Source organism: Streptomyces sp. NPDC044984, assembly GCF_040646935.1.
Classification (GTDB): domain Bacteria; phylum Actinomycetota; class Actinomycetes; order Streptomycetales; family Streptomycetaceae; genus Streptomyces.
This window is the reverse complement of sequence record NZ_JBEZBE010000011.1, coordinates 12,935-30,570: the sequence shown is the minus strand read 5'-3', so window position 1 is coordinate 30,570 and position 17,636 is coordinate 12,935. Positions and strand designations below refer to the sequence as shown.

Genomic DNA, 17,636 nt, shown 5'->3' with positions numbered 1-17,636 from the left:
ACCCGAGGCACTGCCGTGAGGGGCCCGGCGTCCGCACGGTGGGCGGCCCGGCGGGGACCATGGGAACCCCGCGGGGACCTCGCCGTCAGTCCAGGTCGATGCGCTCGCCGGGGCCGGTGCCGGGGTCGTCGCCCCGGTCCCGGCGCTCGTCGAGGTCGCGGGGGTCGGACTCGCGGGCCGTCCAGCGGCGCTCCTGGTCCTGCACGGCGGAGCGGTAGGCGGCGAGGAGTTCGTTGCCGGCGGCCGCGAGGTGGTCGAAGACGTCGGGGTTGCGTTCGATGACGGGTTCGACGGCGGCCTTGGCCTGCTGGACGACCTGCCGCACCACCTGCTGGGCGGCCGGTCCCGCGACCGCGCCGAACAGCGGGGACTGCAGGCCGGAGAGCTTGTCGGCGACCGCGTCGACGAGCTTCCTCAGCTCCTCGGCGGCGGAACCGGGGGGCGGTCCGTACTGGGTCCGGCGGCGGGCCTTCTCCGCCTCGAGGTCCTCGGCGGCGGCGGTCGCCCAGGCGTCGGCGTGGGTCTCGGCGTGGGTCTCGGCCGCCCGTACGTCGTCCACCGGCTTGCCGACGATCTCGTCCCCGGTGTCGTCGGGCGGGGGGAGCTGTTCGCTCATGACGGACTCCTGACTACGGATGGCACCTTCGACGGTACCCGAACGGCCGTCGTCGCTTCAGCGGGTGCGCGGCCACAGCTCCGGATCCGGCCGGAACCGGACGCGCAGCTCGTTCTCGCGCAGGGCGGCGCCGGCGACGGTGCAGCGGCGCAGCGCGGAGGGCAGCGGGACGATGCGGCGGAACGGTCCGGCGGTGACGACGATCTCGTCGCCGCGCCGGATCAGGTCGAGTTCGTCGCGGCGGGCCCCCGGCAGGGGGATGTGCCAGACGAGGACGCCGTCGTCGGCCAGCCGGTCCTCCACCGGCCACCGGGTGGCACCGCCCGGTCCGGTCCCGGCACCGGGTACGGCGAGTGCGGTGAGGTCGTCGGTGCCGCGCGGGTCGCGGCCCAGGTGGGCGACCGGATGGACGTCGTACGACTCGCGCCACTCCTCCAGGGTCTTGCGCTGCTGGGCGACGGGGCCGGCGAGCCAGCTGTCCGCGTCGCCCTCCGGCAGGACGCGGGTCGCGATCAGCGCGTCGGTGCGCAGTCCGCGCAGGGCGAGTCCGAGGGCCGCGGCGCGTACGGCGTCGGCGCCGGCGGGTCCCGGCTCGGCGACCAGGCGTACGACGGTGCCGGGGTCGGCGAGCACGGCCTCCACGGCGGCCAGCCGGCGGTCCAGGCGGGCTGCCGTGCCGTACAGCCACTCGGCGGGCATGGGGACGCCGGCGAGGCGGCCGAGCACGGGGCGCAGGGCGCGGGCGGCCTGCCGTTCGGGCGGGAGCAGGCGGCGCAGGTAGCGGCGGAGTTCCTCGGGGAGGGCGAGGAGGGAGAGGGCGCGGGGGGTGGGCGGGAGGTCGACGACGACGAGGTCGTACGCGTCCTCCGAGAGCGTGGCGTCGCGCAGGGCGCGCAGGACGGCGAGTTCCTCGGCGCCGGGGAGGGGGCCGATCTCCTCGGGGTCGAGTCGGGAGGCGCCGAGGAGGTCCAGTGCGGAGGCGGCGCGGTCCTGGAGGGCGGCGAGGTCCGCGCGGAAGTCCGCGTCGGGGTCGACGCGCCGCACGGTGAGGCGTGGGGTGGCCCCGTCGCCCAGTACGGGTCCGAGGGTGTCCGTGCGGTCGGTGCCGAGGAGCAGGGTGCGGGCACCCGCACGGGCTGCGGTGAGCGCGGTGGCGGCGGCGGTGGTGGTGCGGCCGCTGCCGCCGGAGCCCGTGATCAGGAGGGTGCGCATGGGGGTGAACGGTAACTGACGCCGGGCGGGGGGTGGGTTTCGCTCGCCCGCGCTTGCGGGGCGCCGCCGCGCCCACCCGTGCCGCCCTGGGGGTGCCTCCCGGGCCTTCAAGGCACTGGGGAGGCACGATTGCCCGCAGCTACGGCGGCGTGGCTGTCCGCAGTTGCGGGACTACTTCGGGCCTGACTCCACGCGCTTCTTCAGGCCTGCCAGGGCGCGGTCGATGATGACCTTCTCGGCCTTGCGCTTGATCATGCCGAGCATGGGGATCTTGACGTCGACGGTGAGGCGGTAGGTGACCTCGGTGGTGCCGGGGCCCGCCGGGGTGAGGAGGTAGGAGCCGTCGAGGGAGCGGAGCATCTGGGACTTCACCAGGGTCCAGGAGACCTCGTGCGCGCCGGTCCAGGTGTAGGCGAGGGTCTGGTCGTCCTTGATCGCGCCGGCGTCCATGACGAGACGCACCTGCTCGGCGCGGCCCTCGCCGTCGGTCGCGAGGACCTCGGCCTCCTTCACCTCACCGGTCCAGTCCGGGTAGCGGGCGAAGTCGGCGATCACCCCCATGACGTCGGCCGGTGCCGCCTCGATCGTGATGCTCGAGCTGGTGTGTTCCGCCATCGCCGTGGCTCCTCCAGATGCGGGCCGGTAGTCGTCGTCGCCGTGCGCGAGTCGCACAGCGCACGCGCGTGCAGCGGAAGGCTACCGCGCGGCGGGCCGACGGAACTCACCCGACCTGGGGCATCCGCGCCCTTCCGGCCTCACCACTCGAGCGCCCAGGGCTTCCCGCTGCTGGCGAAGTGCCCCACGTTCACGCACTCGGTGGCGCCGATCCGCATCCGCCGCGCCAGCGGCTGGTGGACGTGTCCGAACAGGGAGTAGCGGGGCCGGGTGCGGCGGACGGCGTCCAGCAGGGCCCGGCTGCCGCGTTCGAAGCGGCGCGCGACGGTGTCGTAGACCAGCTCGGGCACCTCCGGCGGGATGTGCGTGCACAGCACGTCGACCTCGCCGACGGCCTCGATCTTCGCCGCGTACTCCTCGTCGTCGATCTCGTACGGCGTGCGCATCGGCGTGCGCAGGCCGCCGCCGACGAATCCGAAGGTCCAGCCGCCGATCTCCACCCGCTGCCCGTCCAGCACGGTCGTGCCGGGGCCCGCGTACTCCGGCCACAGGGGCGGCATGTCGACGTTGCCGTACGTCGCGTACGTCGGCGTGGGGAACGCGGCGAACAGCTCGGCGTACTGCTTGCGCACCGCCTTCTCGATCGCGGCGGGCTTGTCCATGCCGATGCCCGCCCACAGCCCGCGCTGGAACTCGCGCGCCTCCTCGAAGCGGCGGGCGGTGCGCAGTTCCACGATGCGGTCGGCGTTCTCGGTGCCGAACAGGTCGGGGAAGATGCCGCGCGAGTGGTCGGCGTAGTCCAGGAAGAGCACCAGGTCGCCCAGGCAGATCAGGGCGTCGGCGCCCTCGCCCGCCCGGGCCAGGTCGCGGGCGTTGCCGTGCACGTCACTGACCACGTGGACGCGTGTGCGCCGGTTCCCGCCGGGTGTGGATGCCATGGCGATCAAGGGTAAGGGTGTACGGCGTGCGTGAACAATGGCGGGCCTACCTGCGGTTACTGGCTCGTCGGTGACGGGGTGGACTACTGTGCGCAATGAAACACCAACCTGTGTGACGCAGCGAACATCTCGCCGGGCCCCCCTGTCGCAGACGACATACCGGCGGGTAACGTCCGGGCAGTCCAGTCGTGCTCGGGATTTCAACATGTGAATCCGTGAGCACCCGCCCGAGCCTTGGACCGCACCGTCGCATCGCACAACGTCGTGGCGCCGGAGCCCTAAGAGGAGCAGCAGTCTTGCGCGAGTTCAGCCTTCCGGCTTTGTACGAGGTCCCCGCCGACGGAAACCTGACCGACATCGTCCGCAGAAACGCCGCGCAGCACCCCGACGTCGCCGTCATCGCCCGCAAGGTGGGCGGGACCTGGCAGGACGTGACGGCGACCGCCTTCCTGGCGGAGGTGCGGGCGGCCGCCAAGGGCATGATCGCCGCCGGTGTGCGACCCGGCGACCGGGTCGGCCTGATGTCCCGCACCCGTTACGAGTGGACGCTGCTGGACTTCGCGATCTGGAGCGCCGGCGCGGTGACCGTGCCGGTGTACGAGACCAGCTCGCCGGAGCAGGTCGCGTGGATCCTCGGCGACTCCGGCGCCACCGCCTGCTTCGTGGAGCTCGACGCCCACGCGGAGACGGTGGAGTCGGTGCGCGACCGGCTGCCCGCGCTGGAGAACCTGTGGCGGATCGAGTCCGGCGGCATCGAGGAGCTGGGCCGGCTCGGCCGGGACGTCACCGACGAGACGGTCGAGGAGCGCGGCTCGTCCGCGAAGGCGGACGACCCGGCGACGATCGTCTACACCTCCGGCACCACCGGCCGCCCCAAGGGCTGTGTGCTGACCCACCGCAGCTTCTTCGCCGAGTGCGGCAACATCGTGGAGCGGCTGCGTCCGCTGTTCCGCACCGGCGAGTGCTCGGTGCTGCTGTTCCTGCCGCTCGCGCACGTCTTCGGCCGGCTGGTGCAGATCGCGCCCATGATGGCGCCGATCAAGCTGGGCTGCGTGCCCGACATCAAGAACCTCACCGACGAGCTGGCCACGTTCCGCCCGACGCTGATCCTGGGCGTGCCGCGGGTGTTCGAGAAGGTCTACAACTCGGCGCGGGCCAAGGCGCAGGCCGACGGCAAGGGGAAGATCTTCGACAAGGCGGCGGACACGGCGATCGCCTACAGCCGGGCGCTGGACACGCCGTCCGGGCCGTCGCTCGGCCTGCGGATCAAGCACAAGGTGTTCGACAAGCTGGTCTACGGCAAGCTGCGCGCGGTGCTGGGCGGGCGCGGCGAGTACGCCATCTCGGGCGGCGCCCCGCTGGGCGAGCGCCTGGGCCACTTCTTCCGCGGCATCGGCTTCAGCGTGCTGGAGGGCTACGGCCTGACCGAGTCCTGCGCCGCCACCGCGTTCAACCCGTGGGACCGGCAGAAGATCGGCACGGTCGGCCAGCCGCTGCCCGGCTCGGTGATCCGGATAGCGGACGACGGCGAGGTGCTGTTGCACGGCGAGCACCTGTTCAAGGAGTACTGGAACAACCAGGGCGCGACCGCCGAGGCGCTGACCGACGGCTGGTTCCACACGGGGGACATCGGCACGCTGGACGAGGACGGTTATCTGCGGATCACCGGCCGCAAGAAGGAAATACTGGTGACGGCGGGCGGCAAGAACGTCGCCCCGGCGGTCATCGAGGACCGGATCCGGGCGCACGCGCTGGTCGCGGAGTGCATGGTGGTGGGCGACGGGCGGCCGTTCGTGGGCGCGCTGGTCACCATCGACGAGGAGTTCCTGGGCCGGTGGTGTGCCGAGCACGGCAAGCCGGCGGGGTCGACGGCGGAGTCGCTGAGCGAGGACCCCGATCTGCTCGCGGCGGTCCAGAGCGCCGTCGACGACGGCAACTCGGCGGTGTCGAAGGCGGAGTCCGTGCGGAAGTTCCGTGTGCTGCCGACGCAGTTCACCGAGGAGTCGGGGCACTTGACGCCTTCGCTGAAGCTGAAGCGGAACGTCGTGGCGAAGGACTACGCCCACGAGATCGAGGCGATCTACGCGAAGTAGGGCTTCGGTGCCCATGGGGGTGCCGGGGGCGCTTTGACGGCGGCTCTCCGTCGTACGCGGCCGGTCGCGCCCACGCGGCGGAGCCGCACGATGTCACGGCTCCGCGCCCCTGGGTGGGCTGCCCCGCCGGTGTTCTTCAGAGCAGCTTCTTCAGTTCCTCCGCCAACAGGTCCCAGCGCCACTTCTGTTCGACCCATTCCCTGCCTCGCTCGCCCATCCTGCGGCGCAGTTCCTCGTCGCCCAGGAGGGTGATGACGCGGTCCGCGGTCTGCTCGGCCGAGTCGCCCCGCACGACCCAGCCCGTCTCGCCGTCGAGGACCGCGTCGGGGGCGCCGCCGGAGTCGCCGGCGACGACCGGGAGGCCGGTCGCGGACGCCTCCAGGTAGACGATGCCGAGCCCTTCGACGTCCAGGCCCCCGCGCCGGGTGCGGCAGGGCATCGCGAAGACGTCCCCGGCACCGTAGTGGGCGGGCAGCTCGGACCAGGGGACGGAGCCGGTGAAGCGGACGGAGGCGGCCACGCCGGTGTCGGCCGCGAGCCGGCGCAGGTCCTTCTCGTAGGGGCCGCCGCCGACGATCAGCAGGACGGCGTCCGGTTCGGCGGCCAGGATCGCGGGCATCGCCCGGATCAGCGTGTCCTGCCCCTTGCGCGGCACCAGCCGGGAGACGCACACGACCACCGGCCGGTCGGTCAGCCCGAGCCGCGCCCGCACCTCGTCACCGCCCGAGCCGGGGTGGAAGGTCTTCTCGTCGACCCCGGGCGGCAGCTGCACCATCCGGGAGGCGGCCCCGGGGGTGAGCGCCGAGGCTATCCGGGAGCGGGTGTACTCGCCGAGGTAGGTGATCGTGTCCGTGGAGTCCCCGATGCGGCGCAGGAGCTGCCGCGCGGCGGGCAGCTGGGCCCAGCCGGCCTCGTGGCCGTGGGTGGTGGCCACGATCCGCTCGGCGCCCGCCCGGCGCAGCGCCGGTGCCATCAGGCCGAGCGGTGCCGCCGCCCCGAACCACACCGAGGTGCACCCGTGCTCGCGCAGCAGCCCGACGGCCCGCCGGGTGGCCGCCGGGGTCGGCAGCAGCATGGTCGTACGGTCGCGCACGACGGTGAAGGGCTGCTCGGCGTCGAAGGCGGCGGTGGCCTCGACGCCCTCCCGGGAGCGCTTCCAGGTGGAGGCGTAGACGACGAGCCGCTCCGGGTCGAGCCGCAGCGCCATGTTGTGCAGGAACGCCTGGATGCCGCCGGGGCGGGGCGGGAAGTCATTGGTCACGATCAGGGTCTTGTGCATCGCCGCAGACCCTACCGAACGGAGGGTGCGCCGCCCGCCACGGCGGCACTCTGTGGCACGTGCACAGGTGTCCGGGACATCATGGCCCCTCACGACCGCGCACCGGACGGGCAGGGAGCAGATGAAGACGACGGCCGCACGGGGGTCCCTCGCCTGGCTGCTCCTCCTGTGGGCACTGACGCGGGCCGCCCTGCTGCTGTGCGTCCTGAAGGTGATCGTCTTCCCCGGCCCTGACGTCACCAGCGACGTGTCGGTCATCTACCGGGGCTGGTACGACGTCCTGCGCACCGGAACGTTCCCGCTGGACGACGTGACCTGGCAGTACCCGCCCGCCGCGGCCCTGGCGATCCTCTCCCCCGGCCTGCTGCCGTTCCTGGAGTACGCCACCGCCTTCTTCGTCCTGGCGTGTCTCGCCGACCTCGTCACGCTGGCCCTGCTGCGGTACGCCGGCCGCCGTTCCGGCCGGTCGCCGCGCGGGGCCTGGGTGTGGGTGGTCGGCGTGCCGCTGCTGGGGCCGACGGTGTACGCGCGCTACGACGTGATGGTGACCGCGGTCGCCGTGGCCGCGCTGCTGGCGGCCGGCCGGCACCCCCGGGCGGCGGGGGCGCTCGCCGGTTTCGGGGCGCTGGTGAAGGTGTGGCCGGCGCTGCTGCTCCTCGCGGTGCGGCGGCGCGGTGCGTGGGTGTGGGCCGCGGTGACCGGTGCCGGGGTGGCCGCGCTGTTCGCCGTACTGATGCCGGGGGCGTTCGCGTTCCTCGGTTTTCAGCGGGACCGGGGGACGGAGGTGGAGTCGCTGGGGGCGCTCGTCTTCCATGTGGCCCGGCATCACGGGTGGGAGGGTGAGGTGCTGCTCAACTACGGCTCGGTGGAGTTCCTCGGCCCGTACGTGAGCTGGGTGAGCACGGGTGCGCTGTTCCTGAGCGGGGCCGCGCTGGGCTGGCTGGTGCTGTGGCGGGTGAGGGCCGTCCGGTTCGAGGCGTGCACCGTGGCGGACGCGGCGTTCGTGGCGGTGCTCCTGTTCACGACGACGAGTCGGGTGATCAGTCCGCAGTACATGGTGTGGCTGGTCGGGCTCGGGGCGGTGTGCCTGTGCTTCCGGGAGAGCCGGATGGGGGTGCCGGTCGGGCTAGTGCTGGGTGCTTCGCTGGTGACGGTGCTGGAGTTTCCGGTGTGGTTCGGGCATGTGGTGGCCAGTGACGCGCTGGGCATCGCGCTGCTGGTGGTGCGCAACGGGCTGCTGGTGGGGGCGGCGGTCGTGGCGGCGCGGGTGCTGTGGTGTGCGACGGTTCCCCGTCGGCGGTCTGTTCCCAGGGTGCCCGGGCCGGCCCGGGCCGCCGAGGCGCCGGTCTCGTCCTGATCTCCGCGTGGGTGCGGGGCGGGGGTGTTCGCGCGGCCCGACGCTTGCGGGGTGCCTCCCCCACTCCCGGCCGCGCTCGAGCGGGAGGTCCCCCACCGCCCACCCGTGCAGCCCTGGGGGCACCTCCCAGGCCTTCGAGGCACTGGGGGAGGCACCACTGCCCGCGGAGGCGGCGGGTGACTGCCCGCGGGAGCGGAGGCGGAGGCAGGCGACTGCCCGCGGTTTCGGGACGGCTGTTCAGCCCAGTGCGTTCCTCACGTACTCCTGCCACTGCGCGGTGAAGTCCTCGCGGGTGGTGTCGAGGATCCGTCGCATCGCGTCCTCCACCGCGCCCTCACGGTGTTCGTGTGCGCCCACGGCGCGGTAGAACTCGCCGAGGCGTTCCTCGCCCCAGTGGTCGGCGATGAGGCGGCAGGCCAGCCAGCCGCTCTCGTAGGCACGGGCGAGGCGGTCCGCGTCGCCGGAGAAGCCGAAGTCCTCGTCGTCCGGCAGCCCCGTGGGCACCTCGCCCCGGCCCACCGCGTGGGCGAGTTCCGGTGCGACCTCCGCGGGGGCGCGGTCGCCGCCGCGGTAGCCGACCCAGTCGGCGAACCCCTCGGACAGCCACAGCGGGGTCGCGGCGGAGGTGTGGGCGCGGGTGGCGACGTGGGTGGTCTCGTGGGTGAGGACGACCTGCCGGCCCGAGTCGCCGAGCAGTCCGAAGGCGTCCGGGTTGACGATGACCCGGTCCGCCGGCGCCCGCCCGTCCGCGCCGGTGGCGCCGGTGGTGACCGCCGCGATGCCCCGGTAGGAGGAGGCGGGCGAGCCCAGCAGGCCCGCCATGCCCTCCAGGGTCTCCGGAACCAGGACGACCACGCGCCGGCTCCACTCCGGGCGCCACGCGTCGGACACCGCGGGCACCGCGCGGTCGGCCAGTCCGGCGTAGTCCCGCAGCTTCCCGTCGGGCTGCCCGACGCCGAGGACCAGGCTCCGCTCGCCCCGGACGGCGCGCACGGGGCCCTGGTCCCACAGCTGCTGGCCGGACTTCGTCGCGGGCCGGTCGGAGTCGACGGACCAGTGGCCGTCGCGGTCCCGGCTCAGGCTCAGAAAGCGGGCGGTGGTGACCGGGGACCGGTCGTGGCCCTCGACGCGGTAGCTCAGGCTGGCGGCGGCGGTGGCGGTGTCACCGGTGTGGTCGAGTGCGGTGACGCGGTAGGACCAGTCGGCGAGCGGTACCGCGCGCAGGTTGTCGAACCCGGCGCGGGTGCCGGTACGGGCGTACGCGGCGGCGTCGTGGTCGAGGACGGCCTCCGCGCGGCGGTCGAGGAGGGACTGCACCTCCGCGCGGACGGTGTCGACGGCCGGTCCCCCGCCGCATCCCACCAGGGAGACGAGCAGCAGACACAGCGCCGTCACCGACGCACCCGACACCCGCCTTCGACCAGCCACCTTCCCGAGGGTACGGGTGCCGGGCCGGTGCGGTCAGACCCTGGTGACCGACGAGACCGGCATCATGCCGACCGGGTCGTAGCGCACCGGGGCGCCGGGATGGGGCGCGTGGATCACCTGGCCGTTGCCCATGTACATCCCGACGTGGGAGGCGTCGGAGCGGTAGACGACCAGGTCACCGGGGCGCGCCTCGGACAGCGGGACCTGCCGGCCGGCGTACCGCTGGGCCTGCGAGGTGCGCGGCAGCGCGACCCCCGCCTGGGCGTACGACCACTGGGTCAGTCCGGAGCAGTCGAAGGAGGACGGGCCGTTGGCGCCCCAGACGTAGGGCCTGCCGAGGGCGGAGCGGGCCGCCGCGACGGCGGCCGCCGCGCGGCGCGAGGCGGGCGCCTCGCCGGGGCCGAGCAGGTCCGTGCGTGCGGAGCGGGTGGCGCGGTCCCAGGCGGCGCGTTCGCCGGCCGGGAGGGAGTCGAGCAGCCGGCGGGCCTCGGCGAGCTTGCGCTCGACGGTCCGCTTGTGCGCGGCGACGGCCCTGCGGCTCTTCTCCAGCGCGCCGAGCTTTCCGGCCGCCTCCGCGCGGTCCTGGGCGAGGGAGCGCAGGGCGTCCCTCAGCCTCCTCAGCTCACCGGCCTGGTGGACGGTGATCCGGTCCAGTACGGAGGCCCTCTCGAGGTAGTCCTCCGGATCGTCGGAGAGCAGCAGGGCGAGAGTGGGGTCGAGGCCGCCGGAGCGGTACTGGGCGCCGGCGAGCGAACCCAGCGACTCCCGCATGGTGTTGACGCGTGCCTGCTGCCGGGCGAGCCCGTCCTGGGCGTCGGCGATCCGCCGGCGCAGTCCGTCGGCGCGCTCGTCGGCCTCGTTGTACGCCTCGGTCGCCTTCTCGGCCTCCCGGTACAGGCGGTCCACCTCGGCCCGGGTGACGTCGTGCGGCGTGGCCGCGGCCGGTACGGCGGCGAGGGCGGTGGCCGCCGCGGACAGCAGACCGAGGGCGACGACGGTGCCCCGGTCGGATCCGGACGAGGGTGCGATACGGCGATGGGACCCCACGGGAAGCCGCGCTCCTTCCGCTGGCGGACAGGGAAACGCGGCAGACAGTAGCCCTCAGGACCACGGGCGGACCAACGGCCCAGGGCGCCACACACGGTGACGCCCCGCCTGTGACCTGCGTCAGAGGCGGGGCGTGGAGCCGAACGGCGCGACCGGGAATCCCCCGAACGGCGGCGGCTAGACGCGGACGCCGAACATGAACGGGCCGCCGATGGTGTTCATCGACTCGTAGCGCACGACGGTGCCGGTGCGCGGGGCGTGGATGATCTGTCCGTTGCCCGCGTAGAGACCCACGTGGTGCAGGTCGTTGAAGAAGAAGACGAGGTCGCCGACCTTGAGCTGGCTCACCGAGTAGATCCTGGTGCCGTCGTTGGTCTGGGCCTCGGAGGTGCGCGAGATGTGGACGCCGGCCTGCGCGTAGGCCCAGGAGGTCAGGCCGGAGCAGTCGAAGGAGGACGGGCCGGTGGCGCCGTAGACGTAGGGGGTGCCGAGCTTGCTCTGGGCGGCGGCGAAGGCGGCGGCGGCGCGGCCGGAACCGGCCGGGACCTTGACGTCGAGCGCCTCGCGCTCGCTGGCGCGGGTGGCGCGGCTCTCCTCCTGGGCGAGCTCCTGCTTCTCCGCGGCGGTGAGGGTGTTGAGCAGCTTCTGCGCGGAGGCGAGCTTGCTCTGGACTTCCTTCTTCTTGTTGCCCAGTTCGGTGCGGGTGGCGGAGAGGTCCTTGAGCTTCTCGGACGCCTCGGAGCGCTGCTGGGCGAGCTCGCGCTGCTTCTCCTGGATCTCCTTCAGCGCGTCGACCTGCTGGGTGCTCAACTGGTCGAGCGTGGACGCCTTGTCGAGGTAGTCGTCCGGGTCGGCGGAGAGGAAGAGCTGGACGGAGGGGTCGATGCCGCCGCTGCGGTACTGGGCGCTGGCCATCGAACCGAGGCCGTCGCGCAGCTCGTTGAGCTCCTGCTGGCCCTTGGCGACGTTGTCCTGGATGGTGGAGATCTCCTTCTGGAGCTTCTCCTGCTTCTCCTTGGCGCCGTTGTACTTCTCGGTGGCCTGCTCCGCCTGCTCGTAGAGCTTGTCGACCTTGGCCTTGACCTCGTCCTTGCTCGGCTTCTCGCTCGGGGCGGCGTTGGCGGCCTGCGAGCTCATGACGACGGCAGCTGCGGCAGCGGTGGTGAGCACGGTGACGCGTGCGCGGCTCGGCTGCTTGGGACGACGGTGGGACGCCACGGAGACGAGCTCCTTCTCGAGAGTGATCGCGCGAGCGAGGGTTCGAAGGGAGACCCTAGTGATTCTCTTGTGATCAGTTCAAATCCCTGGACGCAAAATCTCCGTTACAGCGGGTTTATTCGACCCGAACTCACCTGCAGTGACGCACCCTTGACGCTACGTTGCGTGACGGTTCCGTCAATTCGGGCATAGATCCCGTACGTTGCACGAGGGACGGATGTGAATGAGGTGTGAGGTAAGCCTTTTGGGCGAGGTGCCGCACGAGCCGCTTCGGAGGTGCTAGGCGAGCCGCTTCAGGAGCACCGCCGAGGCGACCGGGCGGGCGCCCGCGCGGGCCACCCCGTCGGCGACCTCGCGGTCGGTGGAGGCGACGATGACGGGCCGCCCCGGCGGCTCGGCGCGCACCAGCTGGCGGATCAGCTCGTCGGCGGTGACGCCCGGCTTGGAGAACAGCACCCGCACCCCGCGCGGCGGCGCGAGCAGCACCGGCGCGGCCAGTTCGGCGCCGTCGAAGACGCAGGTCACCTCGGCGCCGGTCTGGGCGGCGAGCTGGGCGAGCTGGCCCAGCAGGCGCAGCCGCTGCTTCTCCAGGGGCATCTGGGGATAGCCGGTCTTGGTGACGTTGTAGCCGTCGACGACCAGATGCGCCTGCGGCAGCGCCAGCAGCTGGTCGAGGACGGCCGGGTCGTGCTCGGACAGCGCGCGGGCGGCGATGTCCTTCGGGGTCATGCGGCCGGGCTCGACGGCGTCCACGGTCTCGGCGGGCCGGACGGACACCGGGGGCAGCGCCAGCTCCCGGCGGAGCCCCTGGGCGGCGTCGAGGACGGTGTCGAGGAGCAGCCGGACCCGCATGTCCTCCACGCTGCGGCCCTCCCGGGCGGCCCGGCGGGCGGCCTCGAGGGCGGCCTCGGTCTCCCCCAGCCGGGCCTTGAGGCGCCGGCTCTCGCTCTCGGCGGCCGACACCTGGGCGTGGCCCTCGGCGCGCACGGCCTCCATCTCGCCCCGCAGCTTGCGCACGGCGGCCTCGCCGCGCTTGACGTCGCTGAGGGCGGAGCGCAGCTTGCGGTGCAGCGACTCGGCTTCCTTCTTCGCCGACTCCAGCTCGGTGCGCAGCCGCTCGGTCTCGGACTTGGTGTGCTCCCGGGCCCGGGCGAGTTCGGCGCGCAGCCGCTCCAGCTCGGCCCGGGTCTCGTCGTCGGCGCGCTCGGCGTCGGCGCGCTGGGCCTCCTCGCCGGCGGCGGTGACCAGCTTGACCCAGCCGGCCGGGCGGAGCACATAGGCCGTGGCCGCCACGTCGAGCGGGTCCGCGGCCGGGGGCGGGGAGCCGGAGTCGAGGGCGCCGGTCAGTTCCGGCTGGGCCTCTCTGAGTTTCTCCCCGATGCGCTGCCGGAACAGCGGATCGGTCTCCAGTGCCGCGGCCATGGCGTTGCCGGCGAACTTGGCGCGGCGGTTCGGGGCGAAGCGCGCGTACTGCCGCAGCTGGGCGGGCAGCTCGGCGACCGTGAGTCCGCCGAAGCCGTCGGCGACGATCTGGACGACGCGGCGGCGCACTCCGTCGGGCAGCGGACGGTCGAGCACCTCGGCGGCGCCGTCCTGCGGCCCCCCGCCCGTGGTCTCCACCATCCGTCACACCCCTATGTCTGTTCTGCGACCCCGCGCGGGGTCACGTCAGCGGGGCCCGCTCCCGCTCAGGAGCCGGCACCCGGCCTGTCCACGAGTTCCACCTGGTCCACGGCGTTGCACCAGCGGCACCGCACCGACTCGATGGTCTCACCGAGCACCTCGCGCTCCTCGACCCTGGGCTCTCCGGCCAGATCGAGGTGGACGTACTCGACGACCTTCGACGAGCGGGTCACGTCGAAGCGGGTGAGGTTGCCGCAGAGGGTGCAGCGCCACCGCGTCGAGGCGGTCGGCAGAGGAACCGTCATCGTGGCTGTTCGCCTTCCTTCCAGTGTCCGTGACGCACCGGCTCGCCGGTGCGTGTGGCTCGTAACCCTACGGCCTGGCGGGTCCCCGCCGCCCGCCCGTCCACGGCGGCGAGGCGGTCTGTGCGGTTGCGTCCGGTTACGTCATGCTCTGTGTTCATGATCCGTGACTGGAGCGCGGCGGCCGCCGGGGCGATCCGGGGCGCCTCCGCGCCGGTGACCCACACCCTCATCGCGCTGTGCTGCCTGCTCTTCCTGATCGGGCCGGCGTCGGGCCTGAATCCGGCCCACGGCTCCGGGGAGGAGCTGCTCGACGCGCAAAGAGCCTATTTCCGGCACTGGGGCGTCATTCCCGCAGACCTGTTCGAAGGATCCCCCGCGGCCTTCCTGACCCCCGCCACGGCGCTGTTCGTGCACGGCAGCTGGGTGCATCTGCTCGGCAACATGCTGTTCCTCCAGGTCTTCGGAGCGATGACCGAGGCACGGATGGGCCGGGTGCGGTTCACCCTCTGCTACGTCGGCTGCGGCTCCCTCGCGCTGCTGGGGTACGCCGCCACCGACGCGGGCTCCGAGCGGTCCCTGGTCGGTGCCTCCGGGGCGATCTCGGCGGTGCTCGGCGCGTTCCTCTTCCTGTTCCCCCGGGCCCGGGTGACCAGTCTCCTGCCGTTCCTGTTCTTCCTGCCGGTACGCCTGCCGGCGTGGGTGGTGCTGCCGTTCTGGGCGGCGCTGCAGTGGGCGGCGGCGGGGCGGGCGGGCGAGGGGCCGGGGGTGGCGTACCTGGCGCACCTGATCGGGTTCGGGCTGGGCTTCGGCTACGCGTGGGTGCGCTTCGGCGGGGCGACTACAGTGAAGGCCACCCCTGCTCCGGCCCCCGAGGGAGAGAACCAGCCGTGATCACCGCGATCGTCCTCATCAAGACCAGCGTGGACCGGATCCCCGAGATCGCGGAACGGATCGCCGCGCTGGACAGCGTCAGCGAGGTCTTCTCCGTCACCGGCACGTACGACCTGATCGCCATGGTGCGGGTGCGTGAGCACGAGGACCTGGCGGAGGTCATTCCCGGCCGGATCAGCAAGATCCCGGGGGTGGAGGGCACCGACACGCACGTGGCGTTCCGTACGTACTCGCAGCACGACCTGGAGGCGGCGTTCGCCATCGGGCTGGACAGCTAGCGGTCCGCCGGGGGACGGGGCGCTCGCCCTCCGGCCGGTGCCGGTCCGGGGCGCCTCAGCCGCTTTTTCGCCCCCGCCGCCCCTTCCCGTCCCGACCCCGGGGCTCCGCCCCGGACCCCGCTCCTCAAACGCCGGAAGGGCTGACATCCGCCGGAGGGGCCGGCACAACGCCGGAGGAGCCGGCGTTCAGCGGACGGATGAAGAGTTCTTCATCCGGCGCTCATCCAGAGGCTCCGGTGCGGTGCGCAGCATCGGGGCATGGTCTTCACTCGCCGGATGGCGGCCCTCGCCGCCGTCGTACTGATCCCACTGGGCGTCGCCGCGACCAGTTACGCCCTCGCCGACAGCCCCGAACCGCCCAAGGTGCCGCCCCGGGTCGAACTGGACAGCGGCTCGCCCACTCCGGCGCCCACGGCCCCGTCCGCGCGGCCCGAACCGACACCGAGCGACGAGGTCGTCTCCCGGCCCCCCGTGACCGACAGCCCAGCGGATGATGACGATGACGACGACGGAGGCCAGGACTCCCCGGACGACGCCCCCGGCGGGGACGACGGACCGGGCGACGACGGCTGACCGGGTCCGCCGGCGGATCTCCGCCCGGGTCCGCATCCTGCTGTGGCTGCTGTTCGTCATGGCGGTCGCGCTCGCCTCGGTCGCCATGACCACCCGCTCCTTCCTGCTGCGGGACGTGGACCACCGGATCAGCGGGCTGCTCGCCCAGGAGACCGGTGAGTTCGCCAACTTCGAGGAGCGCGGCTTCGATCCGGAGACGGGCCGGTCCTTCACCGACCCGGACCGGCTGCTGCGGGTCTTCCTGGAACGGCAGTACGCCGACCCGGACGAGGAGCTGATCGGCCTGGTGGCCCGCGGCAGCGGCGGCCCGGCGAAGCTCACCCAGCCGCGCGAACTGCCCGTCGCCCTGCCCCTGCACGAGGACGACGACGCCCGGCGCCGCATCTTCGACTCGCCCGACGCCTCCGGTGTGCTGCACCGGCCCGAGGGCGAGATCCGCTGGGCCAAGGTGGCCGTGGCCCGGCACGGCGGCGGCGCCCCGGAGGCGGCGTTCGTCGTCGCCTTCCACCCCGAGCGCGAAGTGGCGCGGGTGAACGAGGTGTTCCGGGTGCTGCTCGCCATCTCCGGGGTCGCCCTGCTGCTGACCACCGGCATCGGCTGGGCGGTCGCCGGGCGGATCCTGCAGCCCGTGCGGCTGGTGCGCACCGCCGCCGCGCAGCTCACCGAGCAGGACCTCACCCGCCGTATCGCGGTGCGCGGCCACGACGACATCGCGGCCCTCGCCGAGACGTTCAACGCGATGCTCGACCGGCTGGAGCGGGCCTTCGCCGCCCAGCGCCAGTTCGTCGACGACGCCGGCCACGAACTGCGCACCCCGATCACCATCGTGCGCGGTCATCTGGAGCTGATGGGCGACGACCCGGCCGAACGGGAGGAGACCGTCCGCCTCGTCACCGACGAACTCGACCGGATGAGCCGCATCGTGGAGGACCTGCTGCTGCTCGCCAAGGCCGAACGCCCCGACTTCGTCCGCCCCGAGCCGGTCCAGCTCGCCGAACTCACCGCCGACGTCTACGTCAAGGCCCGCACCCTCGGCGAACGCGACTGGCAGCTCACCGGCACGGCCGACCGGGAGGCCGAGCTGGACCCGCAGCGGATCACCCAGGCGATGGTGCAGCTGGCGCAGAACGCGGTGCAGCACACCACCACCGGCCAGACCATCCGCATCGGCTCCCGCGCGGAGGGCTCCCGGATCGAGCTGTACGTCGCCGACTCGGGCCCCGGGGTCCGACCGCAGGACCGGGAGCTGATCTTCGAACGCTTCCGGCGCGGCACCTCCCGGCGCGGGGCGCGCGGTTCGGGCGCCGGGCTCGGCCTGTCGATCGTCAAGGCGATCGCCGAGGGCCACGGCGGCCGGGTCCGCCTGGACGACACCGAGGGCGGCGGCGCCACCTTCGTACTCACCCTGGAAGAGGCACCGAATTGAACCGGATCCTGATCGTCGAGGACGAGGAGCGCATCGCCTCCTTCGTGGAGAAGGGCCTGCGCGCCAACGGCTTCACCACCACCGTCGTCCCCGACGGCGAGGCCGGCTACGAGTATGCCCTGACCGGCGGTTTCGACCTGGTCGTCCTCGACATCGGGCTGCCCGGCCGGGACGGCTTCACCGTGCTGCGCGAGATGCGCGAGTCCCGGGTGACGACCCCGGTGATCGTGCTGACCGCGCGGGACTCGGTGCGGGACACGGTGGCCGGTCTTGAGGGCGGCGCCGACGACTGGATGACCAAGCCGTTCCGCTTCGAGGAACTGCTCGCCCGGGTACGGCTGCGGCTGCGCACGGCGGCCCGGGCGCCGGAGGTGACGGTGCTGAAGGCGGGCTCGCTGAGCCTCGACCTGCGCACCCGCCGCGCCCGCGCCGGGGACCGCACCGTCGACCTGACGGCCCGTGAATTCGTGCTCCTCGAACTGTTCCTGAGACACCCCGGGCAGGTACTCTCCCGCGAGCAGATCCTCTCCCACGTGTGGGGCTACGACTTCGACCCGGGCTCCAACATCGTGGACGTCTACGTGCGGGCGCTGCGCAAGAAGCTCGGCGCGGAGAAGGTGGAGACGGTCCGCGGGATGGGCTACCGGCTCCCCGCGTGACGGCCCCCGCGGCGGGGCGGACCCGCCGGGTGAAGTTCCCTTCATCTCCGGCTCATCGACGGCTCACCGCCGGGGTGA

The 17,636-nt window shown here is 73.0% G+C and carries 17 protein-coding genes; 7 read left to right on the top strand and 10 right to left on the bottom strand.

Annotated elements, in window-relative coordinates; all coding sequences use genetic code 11:
• Window positions 1–85 precede the first annotated feature (85 nt).
• The 4 genes from AB0A94_RS14220 to AB0A94_RS14205 form a co-directional block, all read right to left on the bottom strand.
• Window positions 86–616, bottom strand: coding sequence for a DUF5304 domain-containing protein (locus tag AB0A94_RS14220; protein WP_361743811.1), 531 nt, complete (start codon window positions 614–616; stop codon window positions 86–88).
• Between the two features lie 57 nt (window positions 617–673).
• The gene (locus tag AB0A94_RS14215; protein WP_361743808.1) at window positions 674–1,828 is read right to left on the bottom strand and encodes an ArsA-related P-loop ATPase; all 1,155 of its coding nucleotides are present in this window, start codon (window positions 1,826–1,828) and stop codon (window positions 674–676) included.
• Between the two features lie 171 nt (window positions 1,829–1,999).
• Complete coding sequence (locus tag AB0A94_RS14210) at window positions 2,000–2,443, bottom strand: SRPBCC family protein (RefSeq protein ID WP_361743805.1); 444 nt, start codon at window positions 2,441–2,443, stop codon at window positions 2,000–2,002.
• 140 nt (window positions 2,444–2,583) lie between these two features.
• Window positions 2,584–3,381, bottom strand: coding sequence for a metallophosphoesterase (locus tag AB0A94_RS14205; RefSeq protein WP_361743802.1), 798 nt, complete (start codon window positions 3,379–3,381; stop codon window positions 2,584–2,586).
• Between the two features lie 296 nt (window positions 3,382–3,677).
• Between AB0A94_RS14205 and AB0A94_RS14200 the strand changes: the two genes are divergently transcribed.
• The gene (locus AB0A94_RS14200; protein WP_361743799.1) at window positions 3,678–5,474 is read left to right on the top strand and encodes an AMP-dependent synthetase/ligase; all 1,797 of its coding nucleotides are present in this window, start codon (window positions 3,678–3,680) and stop codon (window positions 5,472–5,474) included.
• A 136-nt stretch (window positions 5,475–5,610) separates the two neighbouring features.
• Here AB0A94_RS14200 and AB0A94_RS14195 read toward each other — a convergent pair whose 3' ends face one another.
• A complete protein-coding gene (locus tag AB0A94_RS14195; protein WP_361743796.1) occupies window positions 5,611–6,753 on the bottom strand; it encodes a glycosyltransferase family 4 protein in 1,143 nt (380 codons plus the stop codon).
• Between the two features lie 121 nt (window positions 6,754–6,874).
• Between AB0A94_RS14195 and AB0A94_RS14190 the strand changes: the two genes are divergently transcribed.
• Window positions 6,875–8,110 (top strand): glycosyltransferase family 87 protein, encoded by a 1,236-nt coding sequence (locus AB0A94_RS14190; protein ID WP_361743794.1) that lies wholly within the window; start codon window positions 6,875–6,877, stop codon window positions 8,108–8,110.
• 237 nt (window positions 8,111–8,347) lie between these two features.
• Here AB0A94_RS14190 and AB0A94_RS14185 read toward each other — a convergent pair whose 3' ends face one another.
• From AB0A94_RS14185 to AB0A94_RS14165, 5 genes are all read right to left on the bottom strand, one after another.
• Window positions 8,348–9,538 carry a hypothetical protein gene (locus tag AB0A94_RS14185; protein WP_361743792.1) on the bottom strand — a complete coding sequence of 397 codons (1,191 nt, stop codon included), beginning with the start codon at window positions 9,536–9,538 and terminating at the stop codon, window positions 8,348–8,350.
• Between the two features lie 33 nt (window positions 9,539–9,571).
• The gene (locus AB0A94_RS14180) at window positions 9,572–10,585 is read right to left on the bottom strand and encodes an NlpC/P60 family protein (RefSeq protein WP_361743790.1); all 1,014 of its coding nucleotides are present in this window, start codon (window positions 10,583–10,585) and stop codon (window positions 9,572–9,574) included.
• Window positions 10,586–10,762: 177 nt separating this feature from the next.
• Window positions 10,763–11,803 carry an NlpC/P60 family protein gene (locus tag AB0A94_RS14175; protein ID WP_361743787.1) on the bottom strand — a complete coding sequence of 347 codons (1,041 nt, stop codon included), beginning with the start codon at window positions 11,801–11,803 and terminating at the stop codon, window positions 10,763–10,765.
• A 279-nt stretch (window positions 11,804–12,082) separates the two neighbouring features.
• The gene (locus AB0A94_RS14170; RefSeq protein ID WP_361743784.1) at window positions 12,083–13,426 is read right to left on the bottom strand and encodes an NYN domain-containing protein; all 1,344 of its coding nucleotides are present in this window, start codon (window positions 13,424–13,426) and stop codon (window positions 12,083–12,085) included.
• A gap of 65 nt (window positions 13,427–13,491) precedes the next feature.
• Window positions 13,492–13,731 (bottom strand): hypothetical protein, encoded by a 240-nt coding sequence (locus tag AB0A94_RS14165; RefSeq protein ID WP_004932140.1) that lies wholly within the window; start codon window positions 13,729–13,731, stop codon window positions 13,492–13,494.
• Between the two features lie 156 nt (window positions 13,732–13,887).
• On the opposite strand from AB0A94_RS14165, the gene AB0A94_RS14160 reads away from it, so the two are divergent.
• The 5 genes from AB0A94_RS14160 to AB0A94_RS14140 all read left to right on the top strand — a co-directional run bounded on the left by AB0A94_RS14160 (window position 13,888) and on the right by AB0A94_RS14140 (window position 17,558).
• Window positions 13,888–14,622, top strand: coding sequence for a rhomboid family intramembrane serine protease (locus AB0A94_RS14160; RefSeq protein WP_361743781.1), 735 nt, complete (start codon window positions 13,888–13,890; stop codon window positions 14,620–14,622).
• Window positions 14,619–14,900, top strand: a complete 282-nt coding sequence (locus tag AB0A94_RS14155; protein WP_030820493.1) for an Lrp/AsnC ligand binding domain-containing protein — start codon at window positions 14,619–14,621, stop codon at window positions 14,898–14,900. The genes AB0A94_RS14160 and AB0A94_RS14155 overlap by 4 nt, the downstream gene beginning before the upstream one ends.
• Before the next feature lie 258 nt (window positions 14,901–15,158).
• Entirely contained in the window at window positions 15,159–15,473 is a 315-nt protein-coding gene (locus AB0A94_RS14150; protein WP_217136670.1) for a small secreted hydrophilic protein, read from the top strand.
• Entirely contained in the window at window positions 15,400–16,899 is a 1,500-nt protein-coding gene (locus AB0A94_RS14145; protein ID WP_361743778.1) for an ATP-binding protein, read from the top strand. The genes AB0A94_RS14150 and AB0A94_RS14145 overlap by 74 nt, the downstream gene beginning before the upstream one ends.
• Window positions 16,896–17,558 carry a response regulator transcription factor gene (locus AB0A94_RS14140; protein ID WP_361743775.1) on the top strand — a complete coding sequence of 221 codons (663 nt, stop codon included), beginning with the start codon at window positions 16,896–16,898 and terminating at the stop codon, window positions 17,556–17,558. The genes AB0A94_RS14145 and AB0A94_RS14140 overlap by 4 nt, the downstream gene beginning before the upstream one ends.
• Window positions 17,559–17,636 lie beyond the last annotated feature (78 nt).